The 19389-nt window shown below is 35.5% G+C and carries 18 protein-coding genes; 8 read left to right on the forward strand and 10 right to left on the reverse strand.

Annotation, left to right across the window (positions count from 1 at the left end; translation table 11 throughout):
- Positions 1-36 precede the first annotated feature (36 nt).
- Positions 37-1878 carry an SLC13 family permease gene (locus CDZ89_RS11065; RefSeq protein WP_227521589.1) on the forward strand — a complete coding sequence of 614 codons (1842 nt, stop codon included), beginning with the start codon at positions 37-39 and terminating at the stop codon, positions 1876-1878.
- Positions 1879-1928: 50 nt separating this feature from the next.
- Here the strand turns inward: CDZ89_RS11065 and CDZ89_RS11070 are convergent, their stop codons facing one another.
- A complete protein-coding gene (locus CDZ89_RS11070; RefSeq protein ID WP_100333705.1) occupies positions 1929-2273 on the reverse strand; it encodes a YckD family protein in 345 nt (114 codons plus the stop codon).
- Positions 2274-2432: 159 nt separating this feature from the next.
- Here CDZ89_RS11070 and CDZ89_RS20310 point away from each other — a divergent pair, with 159 nt between their 5' ends.
- The 6 genes from CDZ89_RS20310 to CDZ89_RS11095 all read left to right on the forward strand — a co-directional run bounded on the left by CDZ89_RS20310 (position 2433) and on the right by CDZ89_RS11095 (position 5320).
- The gene (locus CDZ89_RS20310) at positions 2433-2564 is read left to right on the forward strand and encodes a hypothetical protein (RefSeq protein WP_255249795.1); all 132 of its coding nucleotides are present in this window, start codon (positions 2433-2435) and stop codon (positions 2562-2564) included.
- A 112-nt stretch (positions 2565-2676) separates the two neighbouring features.
- A complete protein-coding gene (locus CDZ89_RS11075; RefSeq protein WP_100333706.1) occupies positions 2677-3459 on the forward strand; it encodes an LAGLIDADG family homing endonuclease in 783 nt (260 codons plus the stop codon).
- Between the two features lie 15 nt (positions 3460-3474).
- Positions 3475-3846, forward strand: coding sequence for an rRNA methyltransferase (locus tag CDZ89_RS11080; RefSeq protein WP_096154509.1), 372 nt, complete (start codon positions 3475-3477; stop codon positions 3844-3846).
- 297 nt (positions 3847-4143) lie between these two features.
- Positions 4144-4434 (forward strand): site-specific integrase, encoded by a 291-nt coding sequence (locus CDZ89_RS11085; RefSeq protein ID WP_096154510.1) that lies wholly within the window; start codon positions 4144-4146, stop codon positions 4432-4434.
- Positions 4435-4486: 52 nt separating this feature from the next.
- Positions 4487-4906, forward strand: coding sequence for a tyrosine-type recombinase/integrase (locus CDZ89_RS11090; protein WP_227521499.1), 420 nt, complete (start codon positions 4487-4489; stop codon positions 4904-4906).
- 9 nt (positions 4907-4915) lie between these two features.
- Entirely contained in the window at positions 4916-5320 is a 405-nt protein-coding gene (locus tag CDZ89_RS11095) for a hypothetical protein (RefSeq protein WP_096154512.1), read from the forward strand.
- A 342-nt stretch (positions 5321-5662) separates the two neighbouring features.
- Here the strand turns inward: CDZ89_RS11095 and CDZ89_RS11105 are convergent, their stop codons facing one another.
- The 8 genes from CDZ89_RS11105 to CDZ89_RS11135 form a co-directional block, all read right to left on the reverse strand.
- Positions 5663-6379 carry a hypothetical protein gene (locus CDZ89_RS11105; RefSeq protein WP_100333708.1) on the reverse strand — a complete coding sequence of 239 codons (717 nt, stop codon included), beginning with the start codon at positions 6377-6379 and terminating at the stop codon, positions 5663-5665.
- 463 nt (positions 6380-6842) lie between these two features.
- On the reverse strand, positions 6843-7298 hold the full coding sequence (locus CDZ89_RS11110; protein WP_100333709.1) for a hypothetical protein: 456 nt from the start codon (positions 7296-7298) through the stop codon (positions 6843-6845).
- A 131-nt stretch (positions 7299-7429) separates the two neighbouring features.
- The gene (locus CDZ89_RS19690) at positions 7430-7567 is read right to left on the reverse strand and encodes a hypothetical protein (RefSeq protein WP_157842726.1); all 138 of its coding nucleotides are present in this window, start codon (positions 7565-7567) and stop codon (positions 7430-7432) included.
- 126 nt (positions 7568-7693) lie between these two features.
- Complete coding sequence (locus CDZ89_RS11115) at positions 7694-7981, reverse strand: phospholipase D-like domain-containing protein (RefSeq protein WP_100333710.1); 288 nt, start codon at positions 7979-7981, stop codon at positions 7694-7696.
- 1285 nt (positions 7982-9266) lie between these two features.
- A complete protein-coding gene (gene parC, locus CDZ89_RS11120; RefSeq protein WP_100333711.1) occupies positions 9267-11702 on the reverse strand; it encodes a DNA topoisomerase IV subunit A in 2436 nt (811 codons plus the stop codon).
- Between the two features lie 3 nt (positions 11703-11705).
- Positions 11706-13670: a DNA topoisomerase IV subunit B gene (parE, locus tag CDZ89_RS11125; RefSeq protein WP_096154517.1), complete on the reverse strand. Its 1965-nt coding sequence runs from the start codon at positions 13668-13670 to the stop codon at positions 11706-11708.
- Positions 13671-14172: 502 nt separating this feature from the next.
- On the reverse strand, positions 14173-14586 hold the full coding sequence (locus CDZ89_RS11130; RefSeq protein ID WP_100333712.1) for a CoA-binding protein: 414 nt from the start codon (positions 14584-14586) through the stop codon (positions 14173-14175).
- Between the two features lie 71 nt (positions 14587-14657).
- Positions 14658-16412, reverse strand: coding sequence for a glycosyl hydrolase family 18 protein (locus CDZ89_RS11135; protein WP_100333713.1), 1755 nt, complete (start codon positions 16410-16412; stop codon positions 14658-14660).
- Between the two features lie 141 nt (positions 16413-16553).
- On the opposite strand from CDZ89_RS11135, the gene plsY reads away from it, so the two are divergent.
- A complete protein-coding gene (gene plsY / locus CDZ89_RS11140; RefSeq protein ID WP_096154519.1) occupies positions 16554-17153 on the forward strand; it encodes a glycerol-3-phosphate 1-O-acyltransferase PlsY in 600 nt (199 codons plus the stop codon).
- Between the two features lie 279 nt (positions 17154-17432).
- On the opposite strand, the gene CDZ89_RS11145 is transcribed toward plsY, so the two are convergent.
- The gene (locus CDZ89_RS11145; RefSeq protein ID WP_100333714.1) at positions 17433-19220 is read right to left on the reverse strand and encodes a S9 family peptidase; all 1788 of its coding nucleotides are present in this window, start codon (positions 19218-19220) and stop codon (positions 17433-17435) included.
- Between the last annotated feature and the right edge of the window lie 169 nt (positions 19221-19389).

Consider the following 19389-nt stretch of genomic DNA (forward strand, 5'->3'; position numbering starts at 1 on the left):
TGATGGAATGGAGAGGAGGTTTGCTTCGTGAATGAAATGTGGTTGACATTTATCATTTTAATTATAACAACAATTGCATTTATTATAGGCAAATGGCGTTCTGATTTTGTAGCGATTGGTGCTTTGTTAGCCATAGCCATTCTTGGCATTGTAACACCTCAAGAAGCGTTAGCTGGCTTCTCTAATTCGATCGTTATTATGATAACTGGCCTTTTTGTCGTTGGGGCAGGAATTTTTAATACTGGACTTGCTAATAAACTCGGCAATCAACTTATTAAATTAGGTGGACAAAATGAAACGAAAACATTAATAATTGTCATGTTAACAGTTGGTATTTTCAGCGCGTTTATAAGCAATACTGGTACCGTTGCGATTATGATTCCGGTTGTCATTAGTATGGCTATCCAAATGAAAGTAAGCCCAGCTGTTTATTTAATTCCATTGGCGTTTGCTAGTAGTTTAGGTGGCGTTTTAACGTTAATTGGTACACCGCCAAACTTAGTTGTCAATGAAACACTCGTACATAATAATTTAACGCCGTTTCATTTCTTCGGTTTTTCACCGATAGGGATTGTCGCGTTGCTTGTCGGTACAAGCTATATGGTCTTGTTTGGTAGAAAAATATTAAAAAGCAAATCCGATCTTTCTATTAATGCAGCTAGCCATTTGTCGCCAACTGAATTAGCTGGTGTTTATAAAATTTATGATAGATTGCATTTGTTGAAAATTACCGAAAACTCTACAATGATAAACAAAAGTTTAGTTGAGCTAAAACTTACTGAAAATTACCGTCTTACTGTTGTGACAACAAAAAGAAAAGCTCTTGATAAGTTACCATTTCACTCAAGGACGCCACACTTATTGAAAGCAAAGGAAGAGTTAAAAGAGAATGACGTTTTGTTGATCTTTGGAAAGATGGAAGCGATTGAGCAATTGAAAACTGACTATCGGTTGGAATTGTTGAAAGATAAGGAAGAAGCAGATTTACAAACTATATTATTTTCCAATGTTTTTGGTTTAACAGAAGTACTCATAACACCGCAGTCATCTTTTATTAATAAGACAGTTAAAGATATTAAATTCCGATCTAAATATCACTGCAATGTGTTAGCGATAAATAGAAGAGGGAAGTACATACAGAGTAATGCTTCTTCCACGAAATTACGAGTAGGGGATGCACTAATTGTACACGGTGCATGGAAAGATATTGAGTTAATGGATAATGAGCAACAAAATATTGTTGTTGTAGGAAAGATCAGCGAAGAAGCGGGAACTGCATCTGCTTCAGGAAAAGCGTGGATAGCAGCTTCCATCATGCTTTTTATGCTTATTATGATGTCGACAGAGTGGATGTCTCCTGTCATTGCCGTAGTGGCAGCAGCGTTTTTGATGGTTGCAACTGGATGTTTGCGGTCTGTGAATGAAGCATATCAAAAAATTAACTGGGAATCTGTCGTTTTAATAGCTTCGATGCTTCCGTTAGCTACAGCACTTGAGAAAACAGGTGGAGTAACATACATTAGTTCGTTTATTGTCGATTTGCTAGGTAATAATGGACCATATGCCATTTTAGCTGGCTTTTACGTTTTAACGATGATCTTCAGTCAATTTATAAGTAATACTGCAACTGCCGTCATATTTGCTCCAGTAGCGATAACATCTGCCCAAGCGTTACAGTTAAGCCCATATCCATTATTAATGAGCGTTGCGGTCGCTGCTAGTATGGCGTTTTCAACACCAGTAGCATCCCCTACTAACGCGATGGTCATGTCAGCAGGAGGATACAAGTTTAGTGATTATGTAAAAGTAGGGGTTCCACTACAAATTATCCTATCCATCATCATGATTCTGCTTATCCCTCTCATTTATCCATTCTAATAATAAAAATGAAAAAACGATACCAATGTGGAGGTATCGTTTTTTCATTTTTATTCTTCTTTATCACAGTCACACTTATTGTGATGCTTATCATGTTTGTCCCATTTAGGGATAAAACCGTTTTCTTCTATTTTTGAGTAATGCTTTTCAAATTTGGAGACTATTTTTTCAGCTTTTTTCTCTGAAATTACTCCGTATTCAACGTACTTATTAATAATTTTTTTCTTTTGCTCTAGAGCTTCCATTTGCATTTGAGCCATTTCCTGCTTTTGTTCTTCTGTTAATTGTACATCTTTGTTAATCCAAGAATCAGACCCACCAAATGCATGTGAAAAGGTTGCTGTTCCTAAAAAAAACATCATACCAACTAATAAACTTACAGTATATTTTTTCATCCAATCACTCCTTTAGAAATATTACACCTTAGAGTGTGTTGAATTTAGAAAAATTATACAAAAAATAGATTCATTATTTTCTAAGAAGTTGGAACATTTACGATAATTGGTGCATATATTGACTCTTGTGTGAGATATAAATGAAGGGAAGTAATCGACATGAATAATTATCAAACAATCACGGAAAATCAAAACGAAACAAATCTTTTACAAGAATTTAAAGTAATTGAAGTAAATGTAACAGATCCATCAGAGAACTTATACGCTGTTGTAACACCTGTTAAACAATAAAGTAAACATACTTAATATAAAACCTTAGAAATCATCGTATTTCTAAGGTTTTTATTTGATTTATAGAACAAATGTTCTTATGATGGAAATATAGAAGAGAGGAGGATAAATCATGCCTAGAAAACTTGGCATAACGGATGAAGAAATTATTGTGATGTATAAAAGCGGAGTTCCTTATAAGCAAATTTCTACTAAAACTGGTTTATCTGATCGAGCTATTCGTAACATTTTATACAAACATGATGTTAAAATGAATAGAGAGCCTTACTCTGGACAACCTCGAAAACATAAAGTTAATGAACATTTCTTCAAAACATGGTCAGATGAAATGGCGTGGGTTTTAGGGCTAATCATTACTGATGGCAGTATTAGCAAAAAGACTCATTCAATTACATTATCTCAAAAAGATACCGAACTATTACGTTTAGTAGCAGAATATATGAAAGCTGACTATGTTATTGCACCAATTGCTTCAACAAGAACAGTTCCTACATTAATAATAAACTCAAAAATTATTAAACATGATTTAATACAGTTAGGACTAACTCCAAAAAAATCATTGATTGTACCTTTTCCAAATGTGCCAAGTGTTTATATACCAGCATTTATTAGAGGTGTAATTGATGGGGATGGCTGGGTCCAGGGTAGAGGATATGTGATGAATATTACTACAGGAAGTGAGCCATTTGCTAATGGTTTGTACCATGTATTTAATACATGGATGTTACGAATGGAAATAATAACCGAAACAACGAAAAATAGTAGTGTAATCTATAGAATTTGGGTAAAAGGAAAAAGTGATATATGTAAACTAGCAAAGATAATTTATAATACAGATATTCAATATGAATCTCATAAAAAACAAAAAATGATGCAGCGCATATTAACTTTATAATTAGAGGTGTTTTAAATGTGGAAACTTGTTAACGGTAGATTAATACAAACTACAGATAATAGTAGAGTGAAGTTTAGAACAAATATTAGCAAAAACATTATTGATCACTTAAATAAGCTTGCCATAGAACACGATACTTATTCCAATTATCTACTGGAAACTGGCCTTAAGGAAGTATTAAGCCAGGGTGTCATTTCATATAATAAAGATTTAAGACCTAAGGATAGAATCCAATATAAAACCACTTACGATAAGGAATTACTAAAAGAAGTAAAAGAGTTCGCAAAGAAGAATAACTTATTTATTAACGATATAATTGAATATAGCGTTTCTTATATAGATTTCGTAAACGTTAAAAATAGAAGCCATAAGAATAGGACGGAGTAGTCTTATTCTTACGCTTAAAGAAACGCCCCGAACATAATATAAATTATCGGAAGTTAATTCAAGAACCACCAATTATGTCTCACAACCCTAGAATACTTAAGCTATTGAGACGAAATTGATTTTTCGCTAATAATGGACCGTTCCCATAATAATCATTATCGAGAAGTTGCGATTCTGAACTTCCCAATAATGTTTGGGACCGTCTCGATAAATATCTAGAATGGTTCGATAACTTACTGGTACGGGATATAATTTGTTGGTACGTTCAAATAATGAAAAATTTGGAGGTCATTACTCATGGAATTTCAACCCGCGTTAGACGATTTTTTACTGTATTTGGAAGTGGAACAAAATTATTCAAAAAACACCGTCGAAAGTTACGAAAGTGACTTAACGAAATTTCTTGCCTTTTTACAACGTCACAACCGATCGACCGTTTTACAAGACATTACCCCTTCTCTTGTTCGTCGTTTTATTCAGCAGGAAACCTTGCAACGGTTTGTGAGTCCACGCACCATGCAACGGCGTATTTCGAGCTTACGATATGTTTTGCCAATTTTGTTTGAAAGAAAACTTTACCACTTCTAACTTCGTGGCTGGGATTAAATCACCGAAATCAGACACAAAATTACCGGTGTATATGAATTTAGAAGAAGTGAAAAAGCTGTTCTCTTCCTTGGAAAAAGATAATAGCGCCCTCTCGCTTCGTAATGAAACCTTGTTTAAACTGCTGGCGACAACAGGCATGAGACGGCAAGAACTTGTTGATTTAACCTGGCAACAAATCGATTTATATAATGAAACGGTTTTGATATTTGGGAAAGGAAAAAAAGAACGCCTTCTTCCCCTTTATTCGATGATGCTTCCTTTATTAAAGAAGTATAAAGCATCCTTAGAAGAACATCAGACTCATCCGTTAGAACCTGTGTTTCGTAACGGGAATGGAAATGCGTTTAATCCGCGTGGGGTGAATATGATCTTTAAAGACGTGTTAAAAAAAGCAGGTCTACCCCCTCAACGCTTTACCCTACATCACTTACGCCATACCTTTGCATCGTAAGTCGATATTATGGAGGAATTACACCCGAAATACCCATTAGCTAGCATAGCGGGAAAAGCGAAAGGAGATAGTTCTTGGTATGTGAAAGAAACACATGGAAAAATGACCCCAGAATTTGAAGCGATTTGGTGCCAAGCCAATTTAAATAGTTTAACAGACGAATACCCAACCACGATAACAAATGCGATGTTCTGGTTTCGTGATGATGTTCAAGAAGTGTTGCAATACCACAAAGTGTTCTATGCGAAAACAGTCGCATTCAGTACAACCGGTTCCCATCAACAGAAATTTGCAAATTTCCCGTATTTGGTAACGTTCGTTGTACATAAGGATTACCACACTGGCCTTAATGTAATAAATGCGACAATTTGCTCCGTTGTATTTTCAATTAAATACATAAAACCGTTAGAATGACCTACCAGGTTTAACTCTCCGTTACCTAAGAAACCCATCTGATTCACCTCGTTATCATAATGTGTAAAAAATTACCTTTTTAAAGCAAAAAAAAAGAGAGAATGCCACTCCCCCTTTTTTTATCAATCTAATCACCGTTCCCTTATTTTATTAAAAGCCGCTTTCCATTTATCAAATCGCGTAACAAACAAAAGAACTACAAATATATTAATCATCTTTAATGCCGACTGCAGATAACCAGGTTCTGTTGTAGTGACTATGACTAGATATATAATGATAACCAATGGAAGACCAATCAAAAATTGTTTATGTTTACTCATAATCCTCAGTCCTTTTTAAGTGTCATGGTAATTGCGGACCCCAATCAACTTTTTTCCCAGTTAATTGAACTTTAAGCCATATAGGATGGGCTATCCTCTGAATTAAAAATGTAAAGAGCCATTCTGCAGCAACAACAAGAAGTGCCCATATTACAGGATGTGGCAACATAACCCCTAGCATAAAAGCTATAGCAGAAATCTTCAAACCGAATAGGTTTTGTACTGCCGTTCTGCTCAAGAAAATAGTAACTCCCCACCAGTGAAAACTTACAGACGTTCGACCTTCCCACACCCATCTTTCCAAACCAATTTCTCCATTGTCTTCTGATACACTTTGGTACGGGGTGATTCCAGCTGCCACTATATTAGCAAGTAATTCTTCGTCACTGACGCTATACTCCAATATATTTCCCTTTACTTCCAAATCACTACTATCGCTTATGAGGATATTGGATTCAATTATTTGCGCTAAAACTTTTTGAAATTCATCTTCTGAAATTTTCCCCTTTAACTCTTCTATGTTTACTAAAACAAAAGCATTCCCTTGAACCACAACATGCGGATCAACAATCGCAATCAGTTTTTCTGACAACTCTCCTATGGCAACCGTATCAGTGACATGTGCATCATAACCTTGATTTTGTGCTTGTGCATAAGCGGGGGCGATCGTTGCGAACGTTAATAAAAACGCTAGAAAATAAATCACACTCATCATTAATTTTTTACTCTCTCTGTGCATAATATTCCTCTCCCTCATTGATGCTTCACTCCCCATGATGTTTTTTCAATGACACAGTTACGAGAAACACAATCACGTCAACGTTTTTTCGTTCACCCCCTTAAAATAAGTAAGTGAAAGGAGATAACTTCTCCTTTCACTTTGCTTATCACATGATAAGTTTGTTAGTGGTTTTTGAAATTCAGTCCTCACGTTCCAATTCTTAGTACTCTCTTCGGTCAATTAATCGATACACTTTTTCAATGCCAACGAACTTTCGTTCTACCTTTCGATGGAGTGAACGTTCATTTCCTAGAAGGTCACATTGAATAAGAACAATCGTAATGATACCCTCCTCCAACCATTACGGCGGCAGGGGCTGTTTTTGCTTTCTTACTCTCTACTTTTTTGATATTAATTGGAATATCTGTCAACGCTTCTCTAAATCTATTATCATCAATAGGCATGTATTGTTTGTTTATTATTAGATCACACTGCCCAAGATTCCTGATAAAGCAACTGATTCCCACTCTTCCAGTAAAGCAGAATTTTTCTTTAATATCCTGTTTATATTTCCGATAACATTTGGGTCACTTAGTCTCTTAATCACTGCTTTTCCTTCAATAAATTGGCCTGATGGATTTGCAGCATCTACGATATTTGTTTGTGATATTTTCAATACCTTTCTTGCTTGAATAACAGAAAGCACGAATATATCAAGAAGTTCCTTTTGTGCTTCTACGCTCGTCATATTAATAGTGTACTGTTCGTAAGCGTTATCAAATTCAACTGTAGCCGAATCTGACATAGCCTTACTTGATGTTGCAATCTCAGTACTTCGAGTTTTTCTTTGTTCATCTAATATCTGCTGTGCTTTTGTTTTTCTTGTATTAGTACTGGCAGTTTTTTTGTTCTTATTCTTTATCTTTCTATTCTGCATCGCTCAAAACTTGAAATAGCTTTATCTGTCAAATAATCAGTCACATATTCAGCAGTCTTAATTACTAATGTTTCCGAAACATTAATAATAAACTGGCCAACCAGCGAGATATCCTCATACTTTTTAGGAGCTTAGGCTACACCAGAAAATGTACCGTCACTTCGACGATAACCGCCTGCACCTAATTTATCACCGGTTATATCATTGCCTTTTTTATCCTTCTTTGGAATCTTACCAATGACTACATCATAATCCCTGTTTTCATCCACTTTCCATTACTCCTTACCGTTTTTTCACTCTAATTTCATTCAATTTTGGAACTCATCTACTCTTCATAATAAGAACATTCATCATTTACATGTTCTGCTACGGCATCTCCATTGAATCACAGCCATCTAAAAAGTAGTTCCCCTATAATAATTTAACTCTTCATGTAAAGCGTCAATTTCCAGTTGCATTTTTTCAAGGCACTTCTCACAAAGCTCACCAATAGGTATTCTATCTATACCTTCTTCATTTCTTTCATTCAAAGGAGAACCTGTAAAATTCATTGAGTGATCACATATTACCGGAAATTCTTTTGCATGATATCCAACACTTTTTATATGCCATTTAGGAACTCTTCTTCCTGAATCTTCATCTCTAATTAATTGGATTAATTGATACTTCCAACGTCTTTCCATGCTTTTATATTATTCCCCCGTTCGATTAAAATCGTTACACATGCTATAAATACGAGAGTAGCATTTTGGTATGGTTAATCTCTAATAGTGTTAGAAAAGAAAAGGATTGCTGAAGATTTACCAATCTTCTTAGAAATTTTAGGAATTCGTGGTGTTGTGCAAAATAGTTTGCAACAACTAAAAACTCTAGATTTTTAGTGTGCTTTAAATACATTCCTTGCTTCCTTAAAATATCATATACCATCCCTGAAATAATTACGTAAGGTCTTTTGCTCGAACGATATTACTTGTACAGATGAATTTCTTTTACTTGTGAGCTCACCGTTATTATAGATTGTATTCGACTCTTGTTCAGAAAATTGATATCTAGATTACTTGCTATACAAATTTAATTCCGTTATTACGATTTTGTTTGATATTTTCATTTTATTCTTCAAAAATTTTTATATTCCTTCCACCAAACGGCAAATTCCAACCTTCTTATTTCACCGTTTGTATAAAATCAACCACCAATAAAATAAAGCTTCTTCACTTTACAGTAAAAGTACACTCTTAGAAAACGAAGTTATTTGCTACACAGTATACGGTCAACTGAGTTGCAAATGAATCATTTGTTTTTCATCCTTTTTAGCTAATGAAATACTGATTCTACCCATTCAACAAGATCTGCTGTACGAATAAGTGGTTGCAAATCTTCTTCCTTCTCAAATAATTCTTTTTAGCAAAACTTCAATTTTGTTTTCGACAAACCATTCCGAGTGTATCAAAAATTCTAGAATCTTAGGTAAACCTCTATGGTCCAACTCTTCTATATTTAACATACGACTTTTTTGATATGATGTTGATATATAATCCAATAGTAAATGCTTAGTATATGATAAAATGGTTAAACTAAATAGCGTTATGTCATACTCAGAGTATACATAATGTCTAAGGACGTATACTTTTAAATTCCTATCCCGACTCAAACATTATAAGAAGTGAACACTAAGTCTATTCTGTTTAACTTCTAATATAAATTATCGGAAGTTAATAATTAGACAAAAATAATATCTCAATACCAGAGTATACTCTTGATATTGAGACGAAAGTTAAATAAATTTGTACATTTAAAAATCTATATAATTCTATTCACTTTCTATTACAAACTTCTCTTTTAATGTTTCAGTAAAGAACTGCCAAATACAACTTCATTTAGTTTTATAATTTTGCATTTCGTTCAATAAATAACCTTATTTTGATAAGAAAAAGCGATGCAAATTTATTTTGCACCGCTCTCCTCATATTATTTTCCACTATTAGTTTCTTTCATTTCCACCCAACTACAAACAACATCCCCAGCTTCTTGCTGATCTAATACAAATGAACCGTTACTATAACGATCATTATTTCTTAATGAAACTGGATCCACCTGTTCAATAACGCCTTTTACTGTTTGTATATAAACAAACACATTATCTCTTACCAATTCAACAGCAGCAATTTCATGTGGATTTGTTTTCACTTCTCGCAACATTACTAAACCACGTTTTGCTCTTGTGCCTTTATCAAACTCTGTAATCTTTAATTTTTTCACTGAACCTCTATGAGTTGCAATGAATAAAAATGCCTTTTCCTCTTGTGCAAAAACTAATCCATTTACTACTTTATCATTATCTTTCAAGTTTATGCCTTTAACACCAGCTGCTCTTGCTCCAACAATATTCACTTCGTCTTCTGTAAACCATAATCCATAACCTTTTCTAGTAGCAAGGAAGATATCTTGTTTTCCATCGGTAACGAAAACATTTATAACCTCATCTTCCCCTTTTAAATTAATTGCTACTAACGGTTTGGAATAACGTTGGGCTTTATAATGAGCCAATTCTGTACGTTTCACCATACCATTTTTCGTCATAAACAATAAGAATTTAGGCTCTTCGAATTTACTAATTGGAATTGCCTTCAGAATTTTTTCATCTCGATCAATCGGAACAATATTGGCTACATGTTGCCCCATATCTTTCCAACGAATGTCTGGCAGTTCATGAACAGGTAAATATAAATAATTACCTTTGTTAGTGAACAACAGAACAGTATCCGTCGTATTTATATCAAGCTTATGTAAAATACGGTCGGTCTCTTTCATACCGAAGTCTTTCCCATTAGATGCAGTATACGAACGAATACTAGTACGTTTTACATAACCATCTTTCGTTACCGTAACGATTACATCTTCAGAAGGAATCATAACTTCTAAATTGATCTTAATCTCTTCAATTTCTTCTTCAATTTTCGATTTACGCTCATCTTCATACGTCTTTTTCACACGCTTTAAGTCTTTTTTAATAACAGAAAGCAACTTAGATTCACTAGCTAAAATCGACTCAAGTTCTGTAATTTTTGCTAAAAGCTCCTCCGCTTCTGCTTGCAGAGCCGTAATATCTGTATTAGTTAAACGATATAACTGCAAAGAAACAATTGCTTCCGCTTGTACTTCTGTAAACGCAAACTTAGAAATTAAATTATCCTTCGCATCACGCTTATCTTTAGAAGCACGGATTGCCGCAATTACCTCGTCCAATATGGACAATGCCTTCATTAAACCTTCAACAACATGTTGACGTTCTTTCGCCTTAGATAAATCATATTTAGAACGATTCGTGATAACTTCCTTTTGATGAGCAATATATGCATCTAAGAAATTCGCTAAGCCCATTAAGGTCGGTCTGCGATTATAAATCGCGACCATGTTAAAGTTATATGGCACTTGTAGATCGGTGTTTTTATATAAGAAATGTAAAATGCCGTTAGCATCTGCTTCTTTCTTTAACTCAATAACAATACGTAATCCAGTACGGTCCGTTTCATCACGAACTTCCGCGATGCCGTCTACTTTTTTATCAAAACGAAGCTCGTCCATCTTTTTAACAAGGTTCGCCTTATTTACTTCAAAAGGAATCTCCGTAATGATAATCTGTTGTTTACCACCACGAACAGACTCCACTTCCGTTTTTCCACGAATAATAATTTTTCCTTTACCCGTTTCATAAGCCTTTTTAATTCCTTCAAGCCCTTGAATAATTCCACCTGTTGGAAAATCAGGACCTTTTACAGCGGTCATTAAATCTTCCAAAGTACATGACGGGTTATCAATACGCATAATCGTAGCGTCAATTACTTCTCCTAAATGATGTGGAGGAATGTCTGTTGCATACCCAGCGGAGATACCAGTAGAGCCATTTACTAGCAAGTTAGGATACATTGCTGGTAAAACGACTGGTTCTGAACTTGTATCATCGAAGTTAGGAATAAATTCTACTGTTCTTTTGTCAATATCACGAAGTAACTCAGAAGCAATTGCCGAAAGTCTTGCCTCTGTATAACGCATCGCAGCAGGTGGATCTCCATCTATGCTTCCGTTATTTCCGTGCATTTGTATTAACATATTACGTACTTTCCAGTCTTGACTCATACGTACCATTGCTTCATACACAGATGAATCACCATGCGGGTGATAATTACCAATTACGTTACCGACTGTTTTTGCCGATTTACGAAACGCCTTATCAAATATATTTCCTTCTACGTGCATCGCATAAAGAATACGTCTTTGTACCGGCTTTAGTCCATCACGTGCATCTGGTAGGGCACGCTCTTGAATAATATATTTACTATAACGTCCAAATCGGTCGCCAATAACCTCTTCTAAAGGTAGGTCATGAAATTTCTCTGTAATCATCCTTTATACCTCCTCTGCGACCAATAAATTATCATTTTCTAAAATATTCGGGTCTTCTTCGAGGCCAAACGCCACATGACTTTCAATCCATTTACGACGAGGTTCTACTTTATCACCCATTAACGTCGTTACACGTCTTTCCGCTCTTGCAGCATCATCAATGCGTACGCGAATAAGCGTACGCGTCTCTGGATTCATTGTCGTATCCCAAAGCTGGTCTGCATTCATCTCTCCAAGACCTTTATATCGTTGGATTATATATCCTTTACCTACTTTTTTCATCGCAACTTGTAATTCTTGCTCTGACCAAGCATATTCGATAACTTCTTTCTTTCCAGTCCCTTTACTCACTTTATATAGTGGTGGTAGTGCAATAAACACTTTACCAGCCTCGATTAATGGCTTCATATAACGATAGAAGAACGTTAGTAAAAGTACTTGAATGTGAGCTCCGTCAGTATCCGCATCCGTCATAATAACTACTTTATCGTAGTTAATATCTTCCACGGTGAAATCAGGTCCAACTCCACCACCAATTGCATGGATAATCGTGTTTATTTCTTCATTTTTAAAAATATCTGCTAATTTTGCTTTCTCTGTATTTATAACTTTCCCTCGTAATGGAAGTACAGCTTGAAACTTGCGGTCCCTGCCCTGTTTAGCAGAACCACCGGCAGAGTCACCCTCCACTAGATAAATCTCATTTTTTTGAGGATTGCGAGATTGAGCAGGTGTTAATTTACCACTTAAAACCGTATCTGATTTTTTACGCTTTTTCCCGCTACGTGCATCTTCACGCGCTTTTCTAGCCGCTTCACGTGCTTGATATGCTTTAATTGCTTTTTTAACAAGCATCATACTTGTATCAGGATTTTCTTCAAGGAAATAAGCTAAATGCTCTGACACCATGGCGTCAACGGAAGAACGAGCTTCACTTGTTCCTAGTTTCCCTTTCGTTTGTCCTTCAAATTGTAGCATCTCTTCTGGAATTCTTACACTTACGATAGAGCTTAAACCTTCACGAATGTCCGCTCCGTCTAAGTTTTTATCTTTGTCTTTCAGCAAGCTTACTTTTCTTGCATACTCGTTAAATACTCTAGTCATCGCAGTTTTTGCACCAGCTTCATGCGTTCCGCCATCTTTTGTACGAACATTGTTAACAAAAGATAAAATGGTTTCAGAGTATCCGTCATTAAATTGAAAGGCAAATTCCACTTCTATTCCATTTTGTGTCCCTTCAAAGAAAACAACAGGATGTAAAGAATCCTTTTCTTCATTCAAATATTCGACAAACGCTTCTATTCCATTTTCATAATAAAATACTTCTTTTTGATCGTGTCTTAAGTCATTTAATTCTATTTTTAAACCTTTAAGTAAGAAAGCAGATTCGCGTAATCTCTCACATAAGGTCTCATAATTGTAAACAAGCGTACTAAAAATGGATTTGTCTGGTTTAAAATGAATAGTCGTTCCTGACTGGCGAGTTGTCCCCGTTTTTTCTAATGTCGTAACAGGCTTCCCTCCATTTTCAAAACGTTGTTCGTAAACATAGCCTTCTCGTTTAATCGTTACGACTAACCATTCTGAAAGTGCGTTAACAACAGATGCACCTACACCGTGCAGACCACCACTCGTTTTATATCCACCTTGTCCGAACTTTCCTCCTGCGTGTAGGATAGTTAGGATAACTTCAGGTGTTGGTTTACCCATTTTGTGCATACCAGTAGGCATACCACGTCCTTTATCGGTAACACTAATGGAATTATCTTTATGTATCGTAACAATGATATGGTCGCCATGACCTGCTAAAGCTTCATCAACTGAGTTATCTACAATTTCATATACTAGGTGGTGAAGTCCTCGGCTGTCTGTACTTCCTATATACATTCCTGGGCGTTTTCGAACTGCTTCGAGTCCTTCTAATACCTGAATGGCATCATCATTGTATTCTATTGGCTTTTTTGACACAAAAACATACCCCTTTCACTACTCAAACAATCAATTCTATCTCTTTATCTCTGTTCCAAAAAAGAAAACTACTTTTAATTTTTTTATTAAGCGACTTTTTATAACGCTGTTGATAGTAGCGTAAACCTTCCGCGGGCCGGCCGGTAGCCTCCTCGGCGCATTGGCGCCTGTGGGGTCTCCCGTTCCCCGCTTTTCCGCAGGAGTCTACGGCTTACGCTACAATCAACAGCTAAATGAATTCAAACTTAACAATGTCTCTTTACAGAGTAGCTTTCTTTTTTGGTCAGCAATTATTGCTGAAAGGTAAATACAAACAAATATTCGTATTTATCTTATCATACATTTCCACACTGTCTATGCCTTATTGTATAAGGTAAATCGTAATAAGCCAACACCTTTTCTAAAGAAACTGTAATTTACTGTAGAAATATAAGCTTGTTCACGATTTAGGAAGAACGAGTAAAGCCCTTGTTTTAAAGAAAACAACAAGGACTTTCCCTTACTATCTTGTTAGTGCATGCTCTACTTTAATACATCGGTCCATAATAACAGTGTAACCTTTTTCTTTTAAAAAATGGTATGCTTCCTCATTGATCAAACCAAGCTGAGCCCAATACACATCTGCATCAATTTCTGCAAATTCCTTAGCTACGTCATATAAATGCTCGGAACGCCTAAATACATTGACGATATCGACGTGACCTTTAATATCTTTTAAGGTAGCTACTGCCTTTTCTCCTAAAACCTTTTCAATAGTTGGATTGACTGGAATAACTTTAAACCCTGCATCTTGCATTGCTTTTGACACCATATAAGATGTTTTTTCAGGATTAGCTGATAAGCCAACTACCGCTATTGTTTTACTCTTATTTAAAATCTCGCCCATTTCTTGACGAGTTGGGATTTGTACACTCATTTCAGAACCCCTTTCTATTGTTGTTATACTAATAGGTTTACCCGCTATCTATTTAATTTAACATAGAGCGACTATTCTCCTGCTTTTCTTTGTCGAAAAACGTCCACTTGTTTCGTATTTGTGTTCATCACTTCCCAGGCATCGTTATTTGCAAAGAAACGACTCCACGTTGCAATACCAGCTAATTGATAGTCATGGATCAACTGCACTCTTTGTTGTAATGAGTGTTCATCCTCTAACCAAATTTTATACGTAGCATTCTCTTTTTCATCAAAATATTCTACGTAATTTTGCCTTGAATCTTCGTCCAATATTGGAGTCAGTTCTCGCTCTTTTACCCAATTTTCTACCGCAGTCATACTTAATGCTCTAGAAGAAACTTGTATGTTTCCAGCTTCCGTTTCTTCTTCCTTCCACAGTCTAGTATAAAGCGGAATACCAAGTACGAGTTTATCATGAGGAATTTCTTTTAAAATCTTCTTTAAATTTTCTTCCACCCACGGCAAACTAGCTACACTTCCTGCAACAGGGGAAGTACCCCAATGTTCGTCATACGCCATTATCATCATGTAATCGACAATATTGGAAAGTTTCTCTCGCTCATAAAACATGGACCATGTAGGGCTTTGCGAAATAAACGTAACGTCCATTGAAACTACTAGACCCGCTTGATGCAAAAGCGGTGTTGCTTCTTTCACAAACTGAGTTATATATGGACCATCTTCCACCCTTACGTTTTCAATATCGAAGTTAATTCCATCTAATTCGTACATTTGACTATAAGCGAGCAGCTGCCTAATCATTTTCTGTCTCGTTTCATAGCTACGAAACACTTCATGTGTCATATCTAAGTCGGTAAAGTCGTTCGCAAATAAAGCCCATATTTGATACCCACGATCTTTTGCCCATTGAACATATTCCATGGAACCTAGATTAGAAATATCACCCTCTTCATTGGCTATATGGAACCATGTAGGTGAAACAACGTTAATACCAGCCATTGTTGGTAAACTATTTGTATCAGGGTTGTACGAATATACAGCTTCCCATGTTAAGTTGATCGGCCAGTCCATCCTAGGCATTGTAACAGGTTCATACTCTTTGTTTAAAGTCACTACAGATGGTTGTTTTAGCTCAATTACGTCCTTCGGAACGTATCCAGCTATTCCATGATTTTGTCGAATATAATAAAACCCTTGCTCTTCCATTACAATTGCAACAGACTCCCCATCAAATAGGTTTGAATAGAACGGCTCTACTAAAGAAGGGCCAGTTCTTACTTTTAATAAATGTTCTTTTGCTTCTAAGACGATTCCTTCTAGCATAATTTCTCCATGTTCCATTATTTTTACAATGCCTGTTGAAGGTAATAATTCTACCGAAATAGAATAATATTCTAGTAAAGGTGTAATCGCAACGTAAAGGTTTGATTGTGCTTCCATTAGAGTGGGAAATTGTATGGTGAATTCTTCTTCATTAACAAAGTATGTTAAGGAATCGGATGGCATTTGCATTACTTTATTTTTTGTTGTAATGATGATAGAATTTGATTCCTCATCTAACATTGCTTGCGGGTCAATATGTTTCAAGTAAAATGCGACTGGCAAATAGATAACATCATCCTGTATAAGTGCCTCGTCTGCCATTAACTCCCCTTTAAACAAAATAGGATGATTCAATTGTGTAAAAAGTACTTTTTCTTTTGACGGTAAAGGATAAATAATCCATACGAAACTTGTTAATATTAATGAAATGGCAAAACAAATTCCTAATATAATGACTGGTTTCTGTAATTTTTTCTTCTTTATCACTTCTAAATTATCCATTGCTCCAATCCTCCCTACGTCTATAGTAAGGGAGGAAGTAAGAAAAAAGAATACAAATTAAATAATTGTTTAATTTTATCTTTGCATTTTAAACGTTTTAACATATATTTAAGTATAAGGACTATATAAAGGAGTTTTAGAATGATTGAAATTATAATTTTTATTCTTGCTTATCTTTTAGGCTCCATTCCCTTTGCATTATTAATAGGTAAAATTGGTTACGGTATTGACATTAGAGAACACGGTAGTGGTAACTTAGGTGGAACTAATACTTTTCGTACATTAGGAGTTAAAGCCGGTTTGCTTGTTACGCTAGGGGATATATTAAAAGGAACTCTTGCAACTGCATTACCATTTCTATTTTTACAATTATTCGGGGTAGAAACGTTGCTTCATCCGTTAATTGTCGGAGCTGCTGCTGTTTTTGGACATGTTTATCCAGTATTCGCGAAGTTTAAAGGAGGTAAAGCTGTAGCAACCTCTGGTGGAGTTATTTTATTTTACGCGCCGATTCTGTTTTTTGTCATGCTAGCATGTTTCTTTTTAGGCTTATATTTAACGAAAATGGTATCTCTTTCTTCCATAATTACTGGGCTTGTGATTTCTACATACAGCTTCTTTACTGGTGATATACCGCTGATTGTTATTGTTACAATACTAACGGTTTTTGTTATTTATAAACATAAAACAAACATTAAACGTATTATGAATAAGACAGAACCAAAAATAAAGTGGTTATAACAAAAGCCTGAACCCAATTAATTGGTGGTTCAGGCTTTTTTAATTTTGTTTGTTAAATAACGCTGTTGATTTTCGTGCAATGCCTCGCTTTCCGCGGACGTGCCGGGAGCCTCCTCGGCGCAAGCGCCTGTGGGGTCACCCGCTCCACGCTTTTTTCCGCAGGAGTCTCAGCCTTGCACGAAAATCAACAGGTTTTAAGTATTAAATTATCACCTCTAAGCTTTACATAGTTATATATAAACAAAGGAGATGAACGGACCACCTCCTTCTTGTTTACAATTACAAATGTTTATTTAAGAATTGTAAGATTGTTTGATATACCTTAATCTCATTTTCTTTTTTCGAGAATCCGTGACCCTCGTCATCTAGCACTAAGTATTCCACTTCTCTACCTTTTGCTTGTAAAGCTTCTACGATTTGATCTGATTCCGCCTTTACGACACGAGGATCATTTGCCCCTTGAATAATTAGCATTGGCTTTGTCATCGTCTCTAAATAAGTGATTGGTGTATCTTCCGTTAACTTCTCTTTATTTTCAACAGGATCTCCAACCCACTGTTTCATAACCGGTTTCCAGTGCTCTGGTACAGATTCAATGAAAGAAAATAAGTTACTTACACCGAAAATATCAATAACTGCTTTAAAATATTCAGGATGTCTACCATGGAGCAATAATGCCATGTAACCACCGTAACTACCGCCCATTAAGAAAATTTTATCACGTTTTGCATAACCATTTTCAATAAGCCACTCCAAGCCATGAATATTATCAAGACGTGGCCCATGACCCCAATCTCCTTCCACCATCTTCATAAATTTTAACCCATAGTTGGAAGACCCTCGGAAGTTAGGTGCAAAAATGCTATATCCTTGATGAATAGCAAACTGGAAGTAAGAGCGGAAAAACTTTCGCTCAGATGCTTGTGGTCCACCATGTGGCCATAAAATAACATGCCCATTATCTACATCTTTTTTCGGACGGAAAAAGAGCGCTTCAATTTCTAATCCATCATAAGAAGGATATTTAATAACTTCTGGATCACTTAACTCATCTTCCGTTACTCCTGGAACTTGATAATTAGTAAGCTTTATCCACTCAGAACTTCCTAATTCTTTCTTAAAAATATTAAAAGGCATAACAGCAGAACGACCTAAAATATAAACATTACCGCTCTTAGCAACAACTACTTTATCAATAGAATCTACTGGCAAGTCTACTTTAGTAAGTGTGTTTTCGTTTATGTTAAAGGTGTATAATTCATCTACGACTCCAACAGATGAACATAAATATAGTAATCCATTTTCTTTATCAAATTGAATATCACTAAATTCAATTCCTTCCTTTGTTGGTACACGGGAGAACTCTTTCGTATGAATATCAAAATGAGCTAAATACGTCATGTCCTCTTCAAAGTTTGTTAAAAAGTAAATAGAACCTTCGGATGCGAAAATTGCTCCACTTACTGTATGTTGCTTTTCAGTAGGAGGAGTTAACAAGTGTTGCTCACCATTCTCTACTAGATAGGCTAGTGAGTAAGTATTAGCAAAGTGTTTTAACGTAATATAAGATTTTTCATTTTTTGAAACATCTACTAAATAAGTTGCCGCTCCTTCTCCTTCCAATACTACCGTTTCTTCTTCCGTTTCAAGATCGTAACAATATGTATTTAAAAAAGTAGGATTACCTTTGGAGCTTGTATAATATAACTTCTTTCCATCATGGGACAACTGTGGCTGCATATGTCTTGCATCTTCCTGCACACGAACTGGCTTTAAGTCTCCACCCTTAGTCGGTAAAGCATAAATTTGAGCTAATTCATTTCCATCATGATCAAAACTAGTTAACAAGAAGTTATTGTTCTTATCGTAAGTTAAGCTATGGCAACTTTGATTATGGAACGTTAATTGATATGGAAACGTATTTGGCAAATCCATTGCCCATAAGTTATAATGGCCTGTGAAGTTACTACTAAACACAATTTGACTCTCGTCTGGACTTACTGCAAAATTCTGAATAAAATTTACACGAAAAAATTGTTCTACCCCTGGTTTTTTAAAAGTTAACAAGAGACTCTTCCCCCTTTTATATATGCTTCCATAACAATTTTCGACAACCGAATTAAATATCCTGCAAATAATTCCAATTTTCGAAAAAATAAATCTACCAATGAATACAGATTTTTTATATAGTATAGATAGTAATAATTGGAATCATTGGAAAAGAAGGAGCTACTTT

The organism is Bacillus alkalisoli (assembly GCF_002797415.1).
GTDB lineage: Bacteria > Bacillota > Bacilli > Bacillales > Bacillaceae_I > Bacillus_CD > Bacillus_CD alkalisoli.